Origin of the sequence: Mucilaginibacter sp. (assembly GCF_036568825.1) — a bacterium.
Taxonomy (GTDB): Bacteria; Bacteroidota; Bacteroidia; order Sphingobacteriales; family Sphingobacteriaceae; genus Mucilaginibacter.
Window position 1 is genome coordinate 49,196 of sequence record NZ_DATCRU010000010.1, and the last position, 17,312, is coordinate 66,507.

Below are 17,312 nucleotides of genomic sequence, written 5' to 3' on the forward strand. Positions count from 1 at the left end.
AATGGACCTTCTTTTTCTCATCCCATTATCACCCCATTCACCCCTCACCCCATTGTTTGTGTCCCCACAAACAATCCGGAAGTTTGTCTGTGAGGACACAGACAAAGGGGATGAGGACACAGACAAAGGGGATAGATGGGAATAAGAGTAATATTTATTTAAACCAATTTGCCTTATGAAACGAATCTTATTTTTTATCTGGCTGGCTCTTCTATCTATAAAAATCTCCGCCCAAACTTTTAACGCTGCCAAAGATATTTTCCCTGCTGGAACTTTGCATTACGACAACATTCCTTACGCCAATGATACTTTAAAAAAGCATTTACTGGATGTTTATGTACCATCAACAGGCAAAAGCAATTACCCGGTTGTAGTCTGGATTCATGGCGGCGCCTGGATGTCGAACGACAAATATGCCGACATGGGTTATATGAAAAGTACCCTTAAAGAGTTTATTGAAAAGGGTTATGCTGTTGCTTCAATTGATTACCGTTGGAGTACTATGGCGATCTTCCCTGCCCAGATACAGGATTGCAACCAGGCACTTGAGTTCCTTTATCAAAATGCGGATAAATACAAACTTGATAAAAACCGAATCGCTTTGATAGGCTTTTCTGCCGGAGGTCATTTGGCTAATTTGGTTGGCCTTTCAAACAATAATACTGTTAAAGACTTTTATGCCGATGGCAAAAAGCCGCACTTTAAAATAAAAGTTGTACTGGACTTTTACGGCCCGGCAGATTTCCTGACGCTTAAGGGTAATGATTCAAAAGACCCGCGCAGTCCGATCAACTTATTACTTGGCGGTACAGTTGCTGACAATGAAGCCAAAGCAAAACAAGCAAGCCCGATTACTTATATCGATAAGAATGATCCACCCTTCCTGATCGTTCAGGGCGAGAAGGATGAATCCGTTAATCCCGACCAGGCAATTTCACTAAGTGAGAAATTAAAAGCTGCGGGGGTAAAAAATGACCTGATCATTGTGCCGAACGCACCACATTACGGTGTTATGTTCGATGCAGAAAATATAAGACAGAAAATATTTGAATACCTGGGCGAGTACCTGAAATAATGTAGAATTTACAACCAGGAAGATTTGCGGGCCCTGATTGGCTGTTTGATGATCTCTTTAAGCAAGGTCTGCAGTACAACTGCGTTCCAGTGGATAGAAAACACACAACATTTTGAACGCGTCAGGTCCTCAACATGATGGATCACGAAATGGGTTTGATAGCTGCTGACAGCAATCTCATTCCAATTTAACCGGTTATCATCATCCCAGCTTATGCCGTCATCATGAAAAGTTACACCTGATAATTCGAATGTTTGCCGGATGTTAAATAACTCCATATAGAAGTTCAGCTGACTTTCCATGTAAAAGTCCCAGAAATGATCCAGCGCCTCCGCCCAAACTTTATAATACAGTTCGCGCTTAAAACCATAGTAGCTATTGAGTTTCAGGCGGTATATTTTATTCTGATAATCCCTTATTTCGATAAAATACCTCCGGCAAAAGGTCATGTCGAAAATGTGCATGTCCTTAATACCGAACCTGAAACCGGCTATATTTTCACAGGGAATAAACAGGCCGCCATCAATATTTAATGGCTTTTCGATACTCAGCCCCGACTCCGCAAACACGATCTTCCTGACGATCTTTTTTGAGATCAGTGCAGGGATTTCGATGATGTTCAGCGGGTGCGCCATGGGGATTTAAAAATAAAAAAAACATTGCCTAATAATCAAGTATTTAGACAACTCTTTTTAAATAAAAATAAAAAGTAAAAAAGTTGTCAGCCTTACCGATGATGGGGTATCAAATAATAGCACAAGAAACTTACTCTCAGGAAAATAACTTATTTATATAACGCTTATGAATTGGCAATAGTTTTGGTTGTATGAAAGTATTTTTTGACAGCTTGAAACAAAAAAGTCCGGACATTTTTTATCCGGACTTTTACCAAAAAATTTCGGTTACACTAAATTATTTTCCAATCAATACGCCATTCAAACCGTGAATAACACCGTTTGATGCAGCAAGGTCAAATCCGGTAACTAATGCGGTATTGCCCGCAGCATCAGCTAACTGCAGTTTACCATTAGCAACAGATAATGTCAGGTCTTGTCCGTCAAGGGTTTTCAAAGTGGCTTTACCTTTACCGGTGGTTAACGCTTTTATTACGTCGGCCTTCATCAGCTTGCCACTTACAATGTGTCCTTTTATTACATTAGCTAATTTAGCAGGATCTTTCATCAAGGCATCTAATTGGGCTGAGGGGATTTTTCCGAATGCTTCATTTGTTGGTGCAAAAATGGTATAAGGACCAGCCCCTTCCAATGTCTCAGTCAAACCGGCAGCACGCAAGGCTATTGAAAATGCAGTGTAATTATCAGATGAAGTGGCCGAAGCAACTACATCACCACCGCCTGCAGGTGCAGTAGTAGCAGGAGCAGGTGCGGTTTGTGCAAATGATTGAGTCGCAAATACGCTAAATGTTAAGAATGCAGCAACAATTAAAATAGGTTTTTTCATGTTTAGTTATGTTCGTTAATGTTAAGTAATTCTAGCAATTATTTTTCTGAAACGAATAATCGTTCAAAAAATTCTATACCACCTTAACTTTTGAAAGTTTGAAATGGTTTGAGAAAATTAAAAAACATTTAGTTTAAAACTATATTCAACCTAATGTAAATTATATGTTACAGTGTTGTAACTACACCTAACAAAAAGGCATTTGCAAGTTAATGCAAATGCCTCGGTATATGATGGAGAATTGGGAGCAGCTATCTTTATTTCACTTCTTCAAACTTATCTATGGGAAGCTGTATTTTGTCGTCAGGCTCATCCGGGCTCTCAGCCCAAAGCGTTAACTTACCCTCTTTGCCCTCAACTGTTATAGCAAAATCCCTCGATTGACCGTCATCCTTAGAAAGTGTCACATTAAGAAGGGTTTTGCCCACTTTAAAAGGTGTTTGCCAACTGCAAATGTTGGATTTTATTTTTCCTGTAAGCTTCTCATCACCGCCGTCATGGGTAATAGTAACGGTGATGTCCGATTGATTAAACTCGACAACCGTTTTCTCATCATCAGCATGTTTCAAATTCCCGTTTGCATCCAGGTGCTCTGTTTTTGAGGAAACCAGGCTCACTTTTTTATCGCATTGCGCGAAACTCATTGCACTGCCGGCTACCAGCAGGAAGAGTGTAACAAGGATCGTTTTCATATTTTTTGATTTAATTATTTTGAGTTATATCAAATATATGTGTTTTATATAGTATTATGCAATACATAGTTCTATAAAGATACGATTTCATAGATAACTATTTGATTAACAAGACAATAATTTTAAAGAGCAGATTAATTACCATTTATAAACATCGATATAATATACTTGTGACATTGATTTAAGAACGATAAAAAATAATTGCCTTAATTTTGCGCCATACTATTTAATATCTATGAAAGGTCTGCCCTTAGTTTTCATCAAAACTATTCTTATAGCAATCATTATTTCGATTGCTGTTAACTGCATTTACTATGCTATTCTGACCCGCTCTGGTGATCATGATTATGGTCATGCTGTTACCTTAATTATGGAGCGCACATTTTTTGTGGGGATTATAATAGCGGTTATGTCGCTGCCAATGCTGTTTTTGTATTATCCTAATTATTGGAATAGTACGACGAGCAGGTTGTTGCTCTATTTTGAAGGATCGGTATTGTTTATCGTTGCGGTTTTCTTTGTGGCAACTGATCCATTAACCAAAACATCCGATCTGCTAACCGGAGCCGTTTTCTTTTTCACCAACTTCATTTTTTACTACAGGCTAACCAGGAAGAAACAAGCTGCCATCAGCGCACGGAAATAAGGTTTAAAAAAATTTAGGTAAACTTGCACCTATAAATGAAAGCATTTTACGGAGATCTCAAACTCGGAATTTTAGGCGGCGGACAACTTGGACGTATGCTGATACAACAAGCCATCAACTATAACATAACAGTAAAAGTGCTCGACCCTGACCGGGATGCACCCTGCAAAAAATTATGCGATGAGTTTGTGGTGGGCTCACTTGGAGATTACGAAACAGTTTACAAATTCGGCAAGAAGGTAGACTTGCTTACCATCGAGATTGAGAAAGTAAATGTTGATGCATTAGAGCAACTTGAAAAAGAGGGTGTATTGGTTTATCCGCAGCCGCGCATTATCCGCCTCATTCAGGATAAAGGCTTGCAAAAGCAATTCTTTAAGGAAAATGATATCCCTACGGCTGAATTCCAGATTATTTCATCGCCTGAACAGTTAAAGAGCAGCCACATTCCGTTCCCTTACATACAAAAGCTTCGTCGCGATGGCTATGACGGCAAAGGAGTTTATAAGGTGATTGATGAATCATACCTATCAAAAGCATTCAAAGAGCCAAGCCTGGTAGAACGCTGGGTTGATTTTCAAAAGGAAATTGCTGTAATAGTTGCCCGCAATGAGGATGGCGAAATAAAAGCCTTTCCGATGGTGGAGATGGAGTTTAATCCTCAAGCCAACCTGGTTGAGTTTCTGATCGCCCCTTCTACTCTGCCATTCGAAGTCCACCAGGAAGCTGAACGAATCGCAAAACGTGTAGCAGAATGCCTGAATATTGTTGGTTTGCTGGCAGTGGAGATGTTCCTGGATAAAAACGGAAAGATACTGGTAAATGAACTGGCTCCTCGTCCGCATAATAGCGGCCACCAGACTATAGAAGGTAATGTGGTTTCGCAGTTCGAGCAGCATTTACGGGCAATATTTAATCAGCCTTTGGGTGATACAGCATGCCTTAATCATGCCATTATGATCAATGTTTTAGGCGAAGCGGGTTATGAAGGTCCTGCGGTATATAAAGGCATCGAGGATGTATTGAAATGTGCCGGCGTTTACATACATTTATATGGAAAAGCCTTAACCAAACCTTTTCGTAAAATGGGGCACGTCACTATAGTGGATACCGACAGGGAAAAAGCCATTGAAAAGGCAAGGTTTGTGCAGAAGACTTTGAAAGTTATAAGCTAAAAAAGTCGATGGCCCATGGTCAATAGTCCATGGATTACTTATACAACCTTTGATTACTATCGACCATTGACTATGGTCTATGGACAAAAATAAGAAGAATGAACCAACCCAAAATAGGCATCATCATGGGCAGCAAGTCTGACCTGAATGTGATGCAGGATGCAGCCGATGTTTTAAAAGAATTAGGTGTACCTTACGAGATCACAGTAGTATCAGCGCATCGCACACCCGAACGTATGTTTAGCTATGCCAAATCAGCCGCTGACCGTGGCTTAAAGGCAATCATAGCCGGTGCAGGCGGTGCAGCACATTTACCAGGCATGGTAGCCTCATTAACCCATCTTCCGGTGATTGGCGTCCCTGTAAAGTCAAGCAATTCAATTGATGGCTGGGATTCTATCTTGTCTATCCTGCAAATGCCTAATGGTATACCTGTAGCCACTGTGGCTCTTAATGCTGCAAAAAATGCCGGCATCCTGGCCGCGCAGATCGTATCTACAGCTGACGAGCATATCGTAAAAAACCTGATCGCCTATAAAGAGAATCTTAAAAAGAAAGTAGAGGAATCGGCGCGGGAGATGGAGGAGTAGTTAAGGGCTAGTTAATCAGTGACTGGTTAAACGGTGATCAGGAAAAAGCCTGATTAACTAATCACTGGTTAACTGATAACTCCACCCATCATTATTCACTGATATGAGCAATAAACCAATATGGTAACTTTGCTTGTATGAATGATTTGAATATTTATAGCATCACTTCTGCGATTGCTGATCCTGTGCGATTATCAGTGATGATCTATTTGATTCGCGGGCAGGCAACTTATGCTGAGTTGCAGCAGCACCTCGATATTTCACAAAGTAACCTGTCTAATCACTTAGCTGTATTATGCAAAGCTAACCTGATACGTAAGATCAGTAAAGGGAGACGTAATAGCTATGAAATTGCCAGTCCGGATGCTGCTCAATTGATCGAGTTGCTTCAGAACCTTCAAAAACCTGCTCCTAATCCTAAAAGCCCTGTAAAGAAGATTGCATTAGCGCGAACCTGCTATGATCACCTGGCAGGTAAACTTGGTGTGTCCATTTTCAATTCGCTTGTCAATCAGGAGGCTATCATTTATAACCAGCCAATAATCGATCCAGCTTATTTTTCAAAAGAGATATCGTTAGGTATCAACGCTGAAAAAACGTTTAAAGCCTTTGGGGTGGACTTATCAAGCATTGATGCTGGCCATCGCAAATATGCTTATGCCTGTTTAGATTGGACCGAAAAGAAACCCCATCTTGGTGGAGCACTCGGTGCAGCAGTTTATCACGCCATGACAGAACAAAAATGGATTACCAGGCATGAAGAAAAAAGAGTGATAAGCATAACAGACTCAGGTAAAAGAGCTTTGAAAGAAATTATCAATTTGGATTTTATAGTTAACCAGTGACCGGTTAATCAGTGACCAGGAAGAAAAAGCCCTTGACTAATTCTTAACTAACTGATCACCAGTTAACTGATTAACTAATCACTAAACAACACATCAATGCATGATATAAGCCTCAAAACCATCCAGCCCAAGATATTATATTTTGGTACCCCGGTGGCACTTATTACTACAATAGATCAGGACGGCCATCCGAATATCGGGCCAATGTCGTCTGTTTGGGCGCTGGGTTATAAATTGGTTTTAGGCCTGGGATGCGACGGTAAAACCTTTGATAATCTGATTACTCAAAAAGAATGCGTTGTTAATATACCCTCTATAAACCTTCAGCAGAATATTGAAAGCATTGCACATTTAACAGGAGTAAACCCGGTTCCGAAAAGCAAAAGGACTCTTTACAGGTATGAACCTGATAAGTTTACCGCCGGTGGGTTTTCAGCTATTGATTCGCAGATGGTAAAGCCGCCTGCTATAAAGGATTGTCCGATTCAATTAGAAGCAATTTTAGAGCAACATTCAATCATAGATTTTGATACTGATGGCGAGCCGGATGTCGCTGCAGTAACCGTTAAAGTAGTTAATGTAAGAGTCCACGAAAACATAATTATTGGGGATAACCAAATCGATCCGCAAAAATGGTCACCACTCATCTACAATTTTCGACACTATTTTGGATTGGGTAAAGCTTTGGGAAAAAACTTCAAAGCGGAAATATAATCCTAATTAACTGATCACCGGTTAACTGATAACTGATCACCAACCTCAATTCATCTCAGGATTTTCCGGGAAGTTGGCTATATGCGCATAACGCTGTCCCATGCTTATGATTACTTGCCTCCAGATGTTTTGGTCGTCATGTGAGAAGATGATTTCGGCAGTAAATTTATCGGTTACTATCCAGGTATCTTCGGCTATTTCATCGTCTATTTGTCCCGGAGTCCAGCCTGAATAGCCGGTAAAGAAACGTATCTCGTTATCGCTCAACTGGTAATTGGTTACCAGGCTTTTTACTGTTTCAAAGTTGCCGCCCCAGTAAACACCGTTGGCTATTTCGATGCCATCCTCAATTTTTTCGGGGCAGCAGTGTATAAAATGCAGCGTATCTTCCCCTACTGGCCCGCCAATATAAACCGGCATTTCTGAATAAGGCAAATCCGGCAGCAGGTCACCCAGCATATATTCGCTTTGGTGATTCAGTACAAACCCCATGGAACCTGTGCTGCCATATTCTGTCAGCAAGATAACCGACCGTTTAAAATTTGGGTCGATCATAAAAGGCTCCGATATCAACAAACGTCCCGACTCCGGTAAAATAGCACTAAGCATAAATAATCAGTATAGTTATTACAACATGTAAACGTAAAAATAGGTTCATTTATTAAATTAAAAAATACCTGCTTAATATACGGCACAATTAATTTGTAAGTTTGCAACAATGAACCAGGCAGACATACAAAATATACGATCCGAATATCTTGCGGCTTCATTATCTGAAACCGACACTAACGCCGACCCGATAAAACAGTTCGATAAATGGTTTAACGAAGCTTTAAAGGCAGAAGTTGCCGAACCAACCGCAATGACTTTGGCCACAGCCACATCTGATGGCCGACCATCCGCACGAATAGTTTTATTGAAAGGCTTTAACGATGAAGGCTTTGTTTTTTACACCAATTATCTGAGCCGTAAAGGAAAAGAAATTGGCAAGAACCCGCTAGGCTCACTCCTTTTCTTTTGGGCGGGCCTGGAGCGCCAGGTGCGTATTGAAGGTGTGCTTGAAAAAGTTAGCAGAGAAGATTCAGAGAAATATTTCCATAGCCGACCGCGGGCAAGCCAGTTAGGCGCTATTGCCTCGCCACAAAGCCAGGAGATAGCTGACCGCAATGTACTGGAAAAGAAATTCAGTGAAGCAGAGATGCAATATGGTGACCAGGAAATCCCAAAACCGTCTTTTTGGGGTGGATATATCCTGAAGCCCCGATTGATAGAATTCTGGCAAGGCAGAAGCAGCAGGCTGCATGATCGCATCCTATACAAAAAAATTGATAACAAAAACTGGAAAAAAGTACGCCTGGCGCCATGAACCTTGAAGAGATCAAATCCATTCTTATTCAAAAATTCGGTGAAAGTGTTATTGTGGGTGAAGAAACAACAGGTTTACAGCCTGCCCTGCTGATCGATCCGGATCGCATAGCCGATGTTTGCCTGGAATTGCGTGACAATCCAAAAACCTATTTTGATTTCCTCTCTTGTTTGAGTGGTGTAGATTATGGCATTGAGGCAAGTCGTTTTGGAGTGGTTTACCATTTGGCCTCTATCCCCTACCAAACGCAACTAACTTTAAAGGTTAGTAAAGAGAATAATAGGGATTTGGATAATTTGCCAACATTCCCAAGCATTTCATCCGTTTACCACTCAGCAGATTGGCACGAGCGCGAGGCATTCGATATGGAAGGGATATTTTTTGAAGGACATCCTGATTTAAGGCGCATTTTAATGCCTGATGATTGGGAAGGCTATCCGTTGCGGAAAGATTACAAAAACGCTGAATATTACAAGGGAATAAAGATAGACTAAAAAATTAACCGTCATTGCAAAAAGGGTGTCACACTGAGGCACTCGAAGTGTGTGCGTAAAGGCCTTCGCCCGCATGCTTCGAGTGCCTCAGCATGACACCTGCGCACGAACAAAATGGTGAACATCACTAACTCAAAATACGAAGAAGCATTAGAGCGCTACAACAAAAGGATAGCTGACGCGTCTGCCCAGGAAATGGTGCTGAACATGGGCCCGCAGCACCCATCGACGCATGGTGTTTTGCGATTAGAGCTGATCACCGATGGCGAGATCGTAAAAGAGGTGATCCCCCACATGGGTTACCTGCACCGTTGTTTTGAAAAACATGCCGAATCGCTAACCTATCAGCAGACCATCCCTTTCACTGATCGCATGGATTACCTGGCATCAATGAACAACAGCCACATTTGGACAATGGGTGTTGAGCGGATGATGGGCATTGATAAAGATATCCCTAAACGCGTGGAATATATACGCGTTTTGGTTTGTGAGCTAAATCGTATTGCGTCCCACCTTATTGCTATAGGCACTTACGGCATTGATATCGGCGCTTTTACTCCTTTCCTGTGGTGTTTTCGCGATAGAGAGCATATCATGGGCATGCTGGAATGGGCATCGGGTTCAAGAATGTTGTACAACTATATCTGGGTAGGTGGACTATTTTATGACCTTCCAGTTGGCTTTGAGGAGCGTTGCCGCGAGTTTGTGGACTATTTCAAACCAAAACTGATTGAGCTTAATCAGTTATTAACCGACAACCAGATATTCATTAGTCGTACTGCCAATGTAGGCGTATTGCCTATGGATGTGGCGATTAATTATGGCTGCTCCGGACCAATGCTGCGTGGTTCTGGCCTGAAATGGGATCTGCGCCGAATAGATAACTATTCTGTTTACCCTGAACTGGAATTTGACGTCCCGATAGGCAAAGGCGAAATGGGCACTGTAGGCGATTGCTGGGACCGCTATAAAGTCCGGGTGGATGAAATAGCGCAATCGCTCAAGATTGTCGAACAATGTCTTGATCGCCTGCAAAAAGAATTAAAACGCACCCCTGATTTCGATCCCCGAGCAAAAATGCCCCGAAAGATCACCCCAAAAGTTCAGGACTTTTACATACGCGGCGAAGGTGCCAAAGGTGAGCTAGGCTTCTACTTTATTCATAACGATGCCCGCTCAGAAATTCCATTCCGGGTAAAATCCCGGGGGCCCAGCTTCTGCAATTTATCCGTTCTGCCAGCCATCGCCAAAGGCGTTATGATAGCGGATTTGATAGCGATTATTGGCTCAATTGATTTTGTACTAGGAGAAGTTGATCGGTAGACTATGATGTGCAAATATGCAGATGAGTAAATGTGCAGATGCTTTTCTAATCTGATAAATGCGATAATCAATTAAATCAGCGGTTAAGACAAACAAAAAATGCGCTTCGGTTGAAGAGCATTTTTTATATCATTTGCACATCTGCAAATTCTCGCATCTGCACATCAAAAAATCATCTGCACATTAATAAACTTTCACCATAAACACATATGGCTTTATCTTTTTTACCTGCTGCTGGCGGGTTAGGTTAGCCAGGCTATTTTCTGTGTTCAATACAGGCACTCTGGTTAAAGAGTCTTCCGGAATGTTTTTTATAGCGTTCAATAGATAGCTTGATTTCAGCGCAAAATGCATACCCTCTAAGCGGGTTTCCTTAGCTTTTACTATGCCGATCACATTTCCTTTGCTATCCAATAAAGGGCCACCACTGTTTCCGGGGTTGATCGGAACTGAAATTTCATAATCCAAAGTATCACCGTTCAAGCCATTGGCCGAAGTAAGTCTGCCGTCACCATAAACCGGTGAATCTTGCGGAAAACCGAAAGTAAACACATTCTCAGCCAGGTCGCTTTCTGAATGCTTAAAGGTATAAGGTATTGGGCCCAAACCTCTGAAAGTAGTATCAATCACCTTTAAAATTGATACATCACTCTGCGGATCATTATAAATAGCTTTTACTTTAAACGATCTTCCGGCAACATCCTGAATATAAATTGAATCAGCTCCGCTTATGACGTGATAGCTCGTTGCAATTAGTCCATTTGAAGTAATAGCAAAACCGGTTCCTCTTGATTTGTCCGGAGCTGCAATTACACGCCCTTTTTTGATCGCAGTGATATCCTTCTTCATGTCGGTTGTCGAACGGTTCAGTCTACCCACCTCACGACTCAACTCGGTATATGAATTGTTATTATTCAGATAACCTGTCAAAAATAATGTCGCCAGTACAGCAAAAATAGCTATTGATGCCGCCACAGATATTTTTGAGTGATGGTCGCGCCATAACTGCACGATCCATGAAGGATGAACAGTTACCTCTTCAGCAATAGCATGAACATCTATTTCCTGGTGGATAGCATTCAAACGTTTCTCCAACGCCACACGCTCACCATATTGTTTTAACAAGCCTGTAAATTGCTGATGTTCAACAACGCGGGTATCCAGTTCGGCGTTCTCCCTGCGAAGTTGGTCAAACGCGCTGCGCTCATCGGCGCTCATTTCGCCGTTAAGGTAGCGTTCAATTGCTTCTATAAGTTGCTCGTCTCTCATTTCTTTCTCCTTTACTTTTGCTGAAAGAATAACTTTTTCAGCCTTTGCAGGCATTTATACTTTTGTGTTTTGGCATTGTCCGCATTGGTATAACCAAAACTCTCGCAGATCTCCTGCATCGATCTGTTATGGATATAAAAATCCTCTATGATAGTTTTACAAGGCTCGCCCAGCATTTGCAGGGCGCTTTGCATTTTGGTAAACTGAATATCCCGTTCCCCCTGCTCCTCTACTTCACTCTCCACCGGCAGGTAATCATTAAAATCATGAATATCGCCGCTGTAACGGTTCATCTGGCTCAGTCGTTTGAGCCAAAGGCGCCTGCAAACCGAATAAATAAACGTCTTCAGTTTGCTGTTCAGCTCAAAATCACCTTTTTTAACTTTATTATAAAGAACTATGATCGCCTCCTGGTAAATATCCTTGGCGTCGTCCGGCGTTCCGTTGTTATTTAGTATCAGCTGCATCACCATCGGAAAATAGGCCACGTATAACCTTTTTATCGCATTTTCCGAGTTATTAAGGATCCCAAAAACAATCTCGCTGTCGGTCGGTATTGAACTCTTTGATTCTGTACTCACTATTAATACTATTTAAGCGAAATTGTAACCCATTAATTGCAAATTATTTAAAAACAAAATTAAAAGTATTGCAGTTATCTGCTTGTATTCAGCGCATCATTTTTAATTCAATCATTTAAATAACTCATCAACAACATGAAAAACATTAGTAAATTAATTTTAGCCATCCTGATAACCGGTTCATTTGCTGCTTGCAGTAGTAAGCATTCAACCAGCACTACAGACACAACCAAGGTATCGACAACTGATACAACCAAAACAAACGCAGTTGATACCACCAAGAAAGCTCCGATAACAACAGATACAACTAAAAAGGATACGACCAAAAAGCCGTAATACTTAGGCTATTAATTCTGTTCGATCGTGAAAGGTAACCCGTTTTTGGGCTGCCTTTTTTTATATTTTTTTGCCGGGTTACCTTTCTAAAGTTTGCTGTATCAATGCAAAACTTTAAACATTAAATTATGAAAAACTCACTAAAAATCGGGGTACTGGCAGCGGCAGTTATGTTTTCAATTTCATCATGCTCATCATGTATGAATAAGAACAAAGGGGATGAGCCTGCAAAAATAGATTCACCTAAAACAGCCATCGATACAACACAAAAGGCAATAGACACGACAAAAAAAGCAGGGACAGAACCGGTAAAGAAAGACAGCGTTAAAAAATAGCAACCAATTTAAATACGTGTTATAGTTTGGGGTGGTTCCACAGCAGGGAGCTGCCCTTTTTATAGGTAGAAACGTGTTTTCTGTCAATTGTACAGATAATTTAAAATTTTTTAAAATATTGGGTTACCTTTTGCGCTTTGCTGTATTAATGCAAAACATTAAACAAACTTTAACATGAAAAATTCATTCAAAATTGGTTTCTTAGCTCTTGCTATCGCTGTTTCTGCTGCTGCTTGCAAAGGTAGCTCAACTGCTTCATCTGCTGACACAGCTAAAACTGCTGACACTGCTAAAGCTGCTACTGTAGATACTGCTAAAAAAGCTGACACTACTAAAGCTGCTCCTGCTGACACTGCAAAAAAAGACACTACTAAAAAGAAATAATTTCTGAACAGTACTAATTCATTTTAGTCCTGATTATTAGTTTTTTATACTTTTTTGAAGGTAACCTTTAATTTTTTTTAAAATTACGGGTTACCTTTTTTCATTTAGGGTATTAATAGGCAAAACTATTAATCACTTATTTAAAAGACTAAAATGAAAAATTCATTCAAAATCGGTTTCTTAGCTTTAGCTATCGCTGTTTCTGCTGCTGCTTGTAAAGGTAAAGGTGGTTCAGGTTCTGCTGATTCTGCTAAGATGGCTGACTCTGCTAAGATGGCTGACTCAGCGAAAATGGCTACTACTGACACTTCTAAAAAAGCTGCTGATACCAGCAAAATGAAGATGGCAGGTGACACCACTAAAAAAGACACTACTAAAAAGAAATAATCCTTTTTAGTTTGCAAAAAAGCGCTCCTGGGTTTGCCACGGAGCGCTTTTTGTTTTTTACTTTCTGGTTATAGCGGAAATGATCCAGATAATAAGAATAACCACCACCAGGATAGCAATCACTCCCACAGCCACCCCAGCTTTAAATATCCCCGTAATAACCGAACAACTGCTTAAGGCAAACAACGCCATTGCCAGCAATAATAAGTTTAGCTTTTTCATAGATAGATTTATTTTTTAGGTAAGATTATATCCTATTACAATAATGAACGACGAAAGTTTTTGGTTAAGTGGTTGATTATGTTGAATAAGTTAATGACTGTTCAAACCCAACCTAATCAACTTAATCCAACCCAATCAACTCAATCAACTTTATGAAAAACAAAATCCCTAACTTGCCCCCGAATACTGACACCAATGAATACTGCTTTACTGTCTATCGATCATGCCACCCTTAAGCTGGGCAATACCACTGTTTTTTCTGATCTCAATTTTACTGTTAATAACGGAGAGAACTGGGCGCTGATCGGCGAAAGCGGCTCTGGCAAGAGTGCCTTATTACAAATAATAGCGGGTAAACTCCATATTTCTGCAGGCAGTATTCATTATTATTTTCATCAGGAATATTTAAAGGAGCATCACTCAGATGATGCACACCTTACCTTTCATAAACTGATTGGCTTTGTTGAACCCCGGCATCATTTCAGGAACTTATCCAACACCAGTGATTTTTATTACCAGCAGCGGTATAACTCTTCCGACTCGGAAGATGCTTTAACGGTGGAAGAATATCTTGGCTCTATTAAGCACTATTCTGAAACACCCGGTTATTGGGATTTGTCTAAGGTGATGCAACGCCTTAACCTTGAAGTTTTAAAGAGCAAGCAATTAATCAAACTATCCAATGGGGAAACTAAACGCTTATTGATTGCTGCCGCATTGATAAAAAATCCAGTAATACTACTGCTGGATAATCCGCTTACCGGACTTGACGTTCAAACACGTGCAGAATTTAATCGGATTATCGCTGATATTATTTCGTCAGGAATAACAGTCGTTATGGCTACTTCCCCTTTTGAAATTCCTGACGCTATAACACATGTGGCTATACTTAAAGATAGAATTATTGATCAACGAGTACCTGCAAAAGATTTTGACTCATCTGCATTTACCAGGATAGACAAAGGCAAATTAGATTTGGATGAGTTATCTGTATTATTAAATATAAACCCTATCCCACCCTACGAATGGATAGTGCGGATGAATAACGTGAACATTACCTATGGCGAAAAGGAAATCCTGAAAAATGTAGACTGGCAGATCAGGCAAGGTGATCGCTGGGCTCTATCGGGACCAAACGGAGCGGGTAAATCTACATTACTAAGTTTGGTCAATGCAGACAACCCTCAAGCTTATGCCAATGATATTATTTTATTCGACCGTAAACGCGGAACGGGTGAAAGTATCTGGGATATTAAGAACAAAACAGGCTTTGTATCACCCGAGCTATACCAATACTTTCCGACAGATAATAGTTGCCTGCAAGTGATCGAATCAGGTTTTTATGATACTATGGGCCTGTTCCGCCCAAGCGATCCAAAAAAATCGGCTATCGCATTACGTTGGATGAAAGCTTTGGAGATTGATCGTTATGCCCGGGTGTTATTAAAAAACATTCCTGCGAGTGCACAACGACTTTGCCTGCTGGCGCGTGCCCTCATCAAAAACCCGACACTGTTAATATTCGACGAGCCCTGCCAGGGAATGGATTTGCATCAGCAATTGCATTTTAAAATGTTAGTGGATACCATTTGTGAGTTGAGCAATGTTACTTTAATTTACGTAACGCATTATCACAATGAAATACCTGAAAGCGTTGACAAAGTATTGAAATTAGATAAAGGAAAAGTTGTATCTTAGGCGTATGAAACCTATTCTTATCATTCTTTCTCTGATGTTTCTTAATATCGTTGCACATGCGCAGCAACAATTCCAGTTTAATGACGATGACCTTGTATATGCTGTTATAAAGGATTCTGACGGATATGTTAATGTAAGAAAAGAGCCTTCGGCAAATGCATCAATAGTTAGTAAAATTTACACTAACAGTATTTTTAGTTGCCAACCCAACAAGACTAATTGGTGGAAAGTATTACAAGTAGATAATAGTAACAGATCTAATTGGACAGAAGGATATATTTATAAAGATAAAGTCCTATTACTTAAAAATTGGAAAGTCGTCAAAAGACAAAATGCTGCGTTAGACAGTGGAATTTTCGAAAAAAACAGCACAGTTATTATCATCAAACAAAAGGCCTTCAACTATAAACAGCATAAATTATCTTATACCAAATCAAATCCAAAAGAAAATATCAAGAGTGAGCTATTACAAATTGATGGAAAACGGTTTTGGGGAACTGACGGTGAAATTCCAAAAAAAGTTTTGGCATCTGTAAAAATTATAGTTAATAAACATTCAATTATACTTTCTAAGTCAGCTTTTGATGACTTGTATGAGCCTCATCTCAACAAAATATCTATTTGTCACGGTACTGACGACACGTTATATATTTCTATGTTAAATAGCGATGGTGCTGGTGGCTATACTATAATATGGGAATTTAAGGGCGGCAAATATATTGGTCGTTATATTGATGATAGCATGGTTTAAAACCATTTAATATAATTTACCGTGGGCTATAAATTACTTCCATAGGTCTTTGGTGTCAATTTTTACACCCTTTCCATTCTTGATATCTTCTCTACCTTTAAGTATTTTTTTGACAAATTCTGGATTATATGGACTTGCCTCAGATCTGAAATCTATTTTGAGCGCCTTAATCACAGCCTTTAAAGCCGCCAGTTGCTCTTTAGTTTTGGGTTGTACAATCAGCGTTTCCATAATACAAAAATGCATATTAATTAAATCAAGTGCACTGATAAAAAATTCCCTGTTGATATCAATTTGTTTATCACCTGTAAAAAATCTTGACTTCTCTTACCTTTATCCTTTCCGCTTTCACCTTTCAGCTCTAACTACGTATCTTTGCTCACATGAATACAGCCGATTTGCTGCAACGCGCGTTGAGTTTTGATTTCCTGAGTATTGAGGAAGGCGTTCATTTGTACCATCATGCCCCAACTTCCGAACTGATGTTTGTGGCTAATGAACTGCGTAAAAAGCAGGTCCCGCATGGCAAGGTTACCTGGCAAATCGACCGGAATGTGAACACCACCAATGTTTGCATTGCCAACTGTAAATTCTGTAACTTTTTCCGCCGTCCTGGTCACGAGGATAGCTATATCACTGATATAGAAACCTATAAAGTAAAGATCGAGGAAACTTTTCGCTATGGCGGCGATCAGCTTTTATTGCAAGGAGGTCACCACCCTGATCTTGGATTAAAATTTTATGCTGATCTGTTCAAACAACTGAAAGAGCTTTACCCTACTTTAAAACTGCATTCATTAGGTCCGCCGGAAATTGCCCACGTAGCAAAACTGGAGAATATGAGCCATATTGATGTGCTTAGCGAATTAAAGGCTGCCGGTTTGGATTCGCTTCCTGGTGCTGGAGCTGAAATCCTGAATGATCGTGTTCGCCGCCTAATATCTAAAGGCAAATGCGGTGGCAAAGAA

Annotated in this window: 24 protein-coding genes; 16 read left to right on the forward strand and 8 right to left on the reverse strand. The window is 40.3% G+C overall.

Annotated features, from left to right (window positions below; all coding sequences use genetic code 11):
- Positions 1-175: 175 nt before the first annotated feature.
- A complete protein-coding gene (locus VIM89_RS02605) occupies positions 176-1,075 on the forward strand; it encodes an alpha/beta hydrolase fold domain-containing protein (RefSeq protein WP_488154568.1) in 900 nt (299 codons plus the stop codon).
- Between the two features lie 8 nt (positions 1,076-1,083).
- Here the strand turns inward: VIM89_RS02605 and VIM89_RS02610 are convergent, their stop codons facing one another.
- The 3 genes from VIM89_RS02610 to VIM89_RS02620 form a co-directional block, all read right to left on the reverse strand.
- Entirely contained in the window at positions 1,084-1,710 is a 627-nt protein-coding gene (locus VIM89_RS02610; RefSeq protein WP_488154569.1) for a hypothetical protein, read from the reverse strand.
- 277 nt (positions 1,711-1,987) lie between these two features.
- A complete protein-coding gene (locus VIM89_RS02615) occupies positions 1,988-2,536 on the reverse strand; it encodes a fasciclin domain-containing protein (RefSeq protein WP_488154570.1) in 549 nt (182 codons plus the stop codon).
- Positions 2,537-2,793: 257 nt separating this feature from the next.
- On the reverse strand, positions 2,794-3,228 hold the full coding sequence (locus VIM89_RS02620; RefSeq protein ID WP_488154571.1) for a hypothetical protein: 435 nt from the start codon (positions 3,226-3,228) through the stop codon (positions 2,794-2,796).
- Between the two features lie 235 nt (positions 3,229-3,463).
- Here VIM89_RS02620 and VIM89_RS02625 point away from each other — a divergent pair, with 235 nt between their 5' ends.
- The 5 genes from VIM89_RS02625 (at position 3,464) to VIM89_RS02645 (ending at position 7,198) form a co-directional block, all read left to right on the forward strand.
- Positions 3,464-3,874, forward strand: a complete 411-nt coding sequence (locus VIM89_RS02625; RefSeq protein WP_488154572.1) for a hypothetical protein — start codon at positions 3,464-3,466, stop codon at positions 3,872-3,874.
- A gap of 35 nt (positions 3,875-3,909) precedes the next feature.
- Entirely contained in the window at positions 3,910-5,049 is a 1,140-nt protein-coding gene (locus VIM89_RS02630; protein ID WP_488154573.1) for a 5-(carboxyamino)imidazole ribonucleotide synthase, read from the forward strand.
- A 98-nt stretch (positions 5,050-5,147) separates the two neighbouring features.
- A complete protein-coding gene (purE, locus tag VIM89_RS02635) occupies positions 5,148-5,639 on the forward strand; it encodes a 5-(carboxyamino)imidazole ribonucleotide mutase (RefSeq protein WP_488154574.1) in 492 nt (163 codons plus the stop codon).
- Positions 5,640-5,776: 137 nt separating this feature from the next.
- Positions 5,777-6,484: an ArsR/SmtB family transcription factor gene (locus tag VIM89_RS02640; RefSeq protein ID WP_488154575.1), complete on the forward strand. Its 708-nt coding sequence runs from the start codon at positions 5,777-5,779 to the stop codon at positions 6,482-6,484.
- A 96-nt stretch (positions 6,485-6,580) separates the two neighbouring features.
- Positions 6,581-7,198 (forward strand): flavin reductase family protein, encoded by a 618-nt coding sequence (locus VIM89_RS02645; protein ID WP_488154576.1) that lies wholly within the window; start codon positions 6,581-6,583, stop codon positions 7,196-7,198.
- A 45-nt stretch (positions 7,199-7,243) separates the two neighbouring features.
- On the opposite strand, the gene VIM89_RS02650 is transcribed toward VIM89_RS02645, so the two are convergent.
- Positions 7,244-7,807: a YqgE/AlgH family protein gene (locus VIM89_RS02650; RefSeq protein ID WP_488154577.1), complete on the reverse strand. Its 564-nt coding sequence runs from the start codon at positions 7,805-7,807 to the stop codon at positions 7,244-7,246.
- A gap of 109 nt (positions 7,808-7,916) precedes the next feature.
- Here VIM89_RS02650 and pdxH point away from each other — a divergent pair, with 109 nt between their 5' ends.
- From pdxH to VIM89_RS02665, 3 genes are all read left to right on the forward strand, one after another.
- Positions 7,917-8,564 carry a pyridoxamine 5'-phosphate oxidase gene (gene pdxH / locus VIM89_RS02655; protein ID WP_488154578.1) on the forward strand — a complete coding sequence of 216 codons (648 nt, stop codon included), beginning with the start codon at positions 7,917-7,919 and terminating at the stop codon, positions 8,562-8,564.
- Positions 8,561-9,058: an NADH-quinone oxidoreductase subunit C gene (locus VIM89_RS02660; protein WP_488154579.1), complete on the forward strand. Its 498-nt coding sequence runs from the start codon at positions 8,561-8,563 to the stop codon at positions 9,056-9,058. Before pdxH ends, VIM89_RS02660 begins: the two co-directional genes overlap by 4 nt.
- A 114-nt stretch (positions 9,059-9,172) precedes the next feature.
- Positions 9,173-10,381 (forward strand): NADH-quinone oxidoreductase subunit D, encoded by a 1,209-nt coding sequence (locus VIM89_RS02665; RefSeq protein ID WP_488154580.1) that lies wholly within the window; start codon positions 9,173-9,175, stop codon positions 10,379-10,381.
- Between the two features lie 183 nt (positions 10,382-10,564).
- Here the strand turns inward: VIM89_RS02665 and VIM89_RS02670 are convergent, their stop codons facing one another.
- Together VIM89_RS02670 and VIM89_RS02675 are read right to left on the reverse strand one after the other, a co-directional pair.
- Positions 10,565-11,704, reverse strand: a complete 1,140-nt coding sequence (locus VIM89_RS02670) for a S1 family peptidase (protein ID WP_488154581.1) — start codon at positions 11,702-11,704, stop codon at positions 10,565-10,567.
- The gene (locus tag VIM89_RS02675; RefSeq protein WP_488154582.1) at positions 11,662-12,231 is read right to left on the reverse strand and encodes an RNA polymerase sigma factor; all 570 of its coding nucleotides are present in this window, start codon (positions 12,229-12,231) and stop codon (positions 11,662-11,664) included. The genes VIM89_RS02670 and VIM89_RS02675 overlap by 43 nt, the downstream gene beginning before the upstream one ends.
- A 135-nt stretch (positions 12,232-12,366) precedes the next feature.
- Here VIM89_RS02675 and VIM89_RS02680 point away from each other — a divergent pair, with 135 nt between their 5' ends.
- From VIM89_RS02680 to VIM89_RS02695, 4 genes are all read left to right on the forward strand, one after another.
- Positions 12,367-12,567: a hypothetical protein gene (locus VIM89_RS02680; protein WP_488154583.1), complete on the forward strand. Its 201-nt coding sequence runs from the start codon at positions 12,367-12,369 to the stop codon at positions 12,565-12,567.
- 128 nt (positions 12,568-12,695) lie between these two features.
- Positions 12,696-12,902, forward strand: a complete 207-nt coding sequence (locus VIM89_RS02685) for a hypothetical protein (protein WP_488154584.1) — start codon at positions 12,696-12,698, stop codon at positions 12,900-12,902.
- A 174-nt stretch (positions 12,903-13,076) separates the two neighbouring features.
- Positions 13,077-13,286, forward strand: a complete 210-nt coding sequence (locus VIM89_RS02690) for a hypothetical protein (RefSeq protein ID WP_488154585.1) — start codon at positions 13,077-13,079, stop codon at positions 13,284-13,286.
- A 153-nt stretch (positions 13,287-13,439) separates the two neighbouring features.
- Positions 13,440-13,673, forward strand: a complete 234-nt coding sequence (locus tag VIM89_RS02695) for a hypothetical protein (RefSeq protein WP_488154586.1) — start codon at positions 13,440-13,442, stop codon at positions 13,671-13,673.
- Between the two features lie 57 nt (positions 13,674-13,730).
- On the opposite strand, the gene VIM89_RS02700 is transcribed toward VIM89_RS02695, so the two are convergent.
- Entirely contained in the window at positions 13,731-13,895 is a 165-nt protein-coding gene (locus VIM89_RS02700; protein WP_488154587.1) for a phosphatidate cytidylyltransferase, read from the reverse strand.
- 195 nt (positions 13,896-14,090) lie between these two features.
- On the opposite strand from VIM89_RS02700, the gene VIM89_RS02705 reads away from it, so the two are divergent.
- A complete protein-coding gene (locus VIM89_RS02705; RefSeq protein ID WP_488154588.1) occupies positions 14,091-15,593 on the forward strand; it encodes an ATP-binding cassette domain-containing protein in 1,503 nt (500 codons plus the stop codon).
- 4 nt (positions 15,594-15,597) lie between these two features.
- Positions 15,598-16,344 carry an SH3 domain-containing protein gene (locus VIM89_RS02710; protein ID WP_488154589.1) on the forward strand — a complete coding sequence of 249 codons (747 nt, stop codon included), beginning with the start codon at positions 15,598-15,600 and terminating at the stop codon, positions 16,342-16,344.
- 33 nt (positions 16,345-16,377) lie between these two features.
- Here VIM89_RS02710 and VIM89_RS02715 read toward each other — a convergent pair whose 3' ends face one another.
- Positions 16,378-16,575: a DUF2683 family protein gene (locus VIM89_RS02715; protein ID WP_488154590.1), complete on the reverse strand. Its 198-nt coding sequence runs from the start codon at positions 16,573-16,575 to the stop codon at positions 16,378-16,380.
- A 152-nt stretch (positions 16,576-16,727) separates the two neighbouring features.
- On the opposite strand from VIM89_RS02715, the gene VIM89_RS02720 reads away from it, so the two are divergent.
- Positions 16,728-17,312 (forward strand): radical SAM protein (locus VIM89_RS02720; RefSeq protein WP_488154591.1); only part of this gene is annotated, 585 nt, incomplete at its 3' end.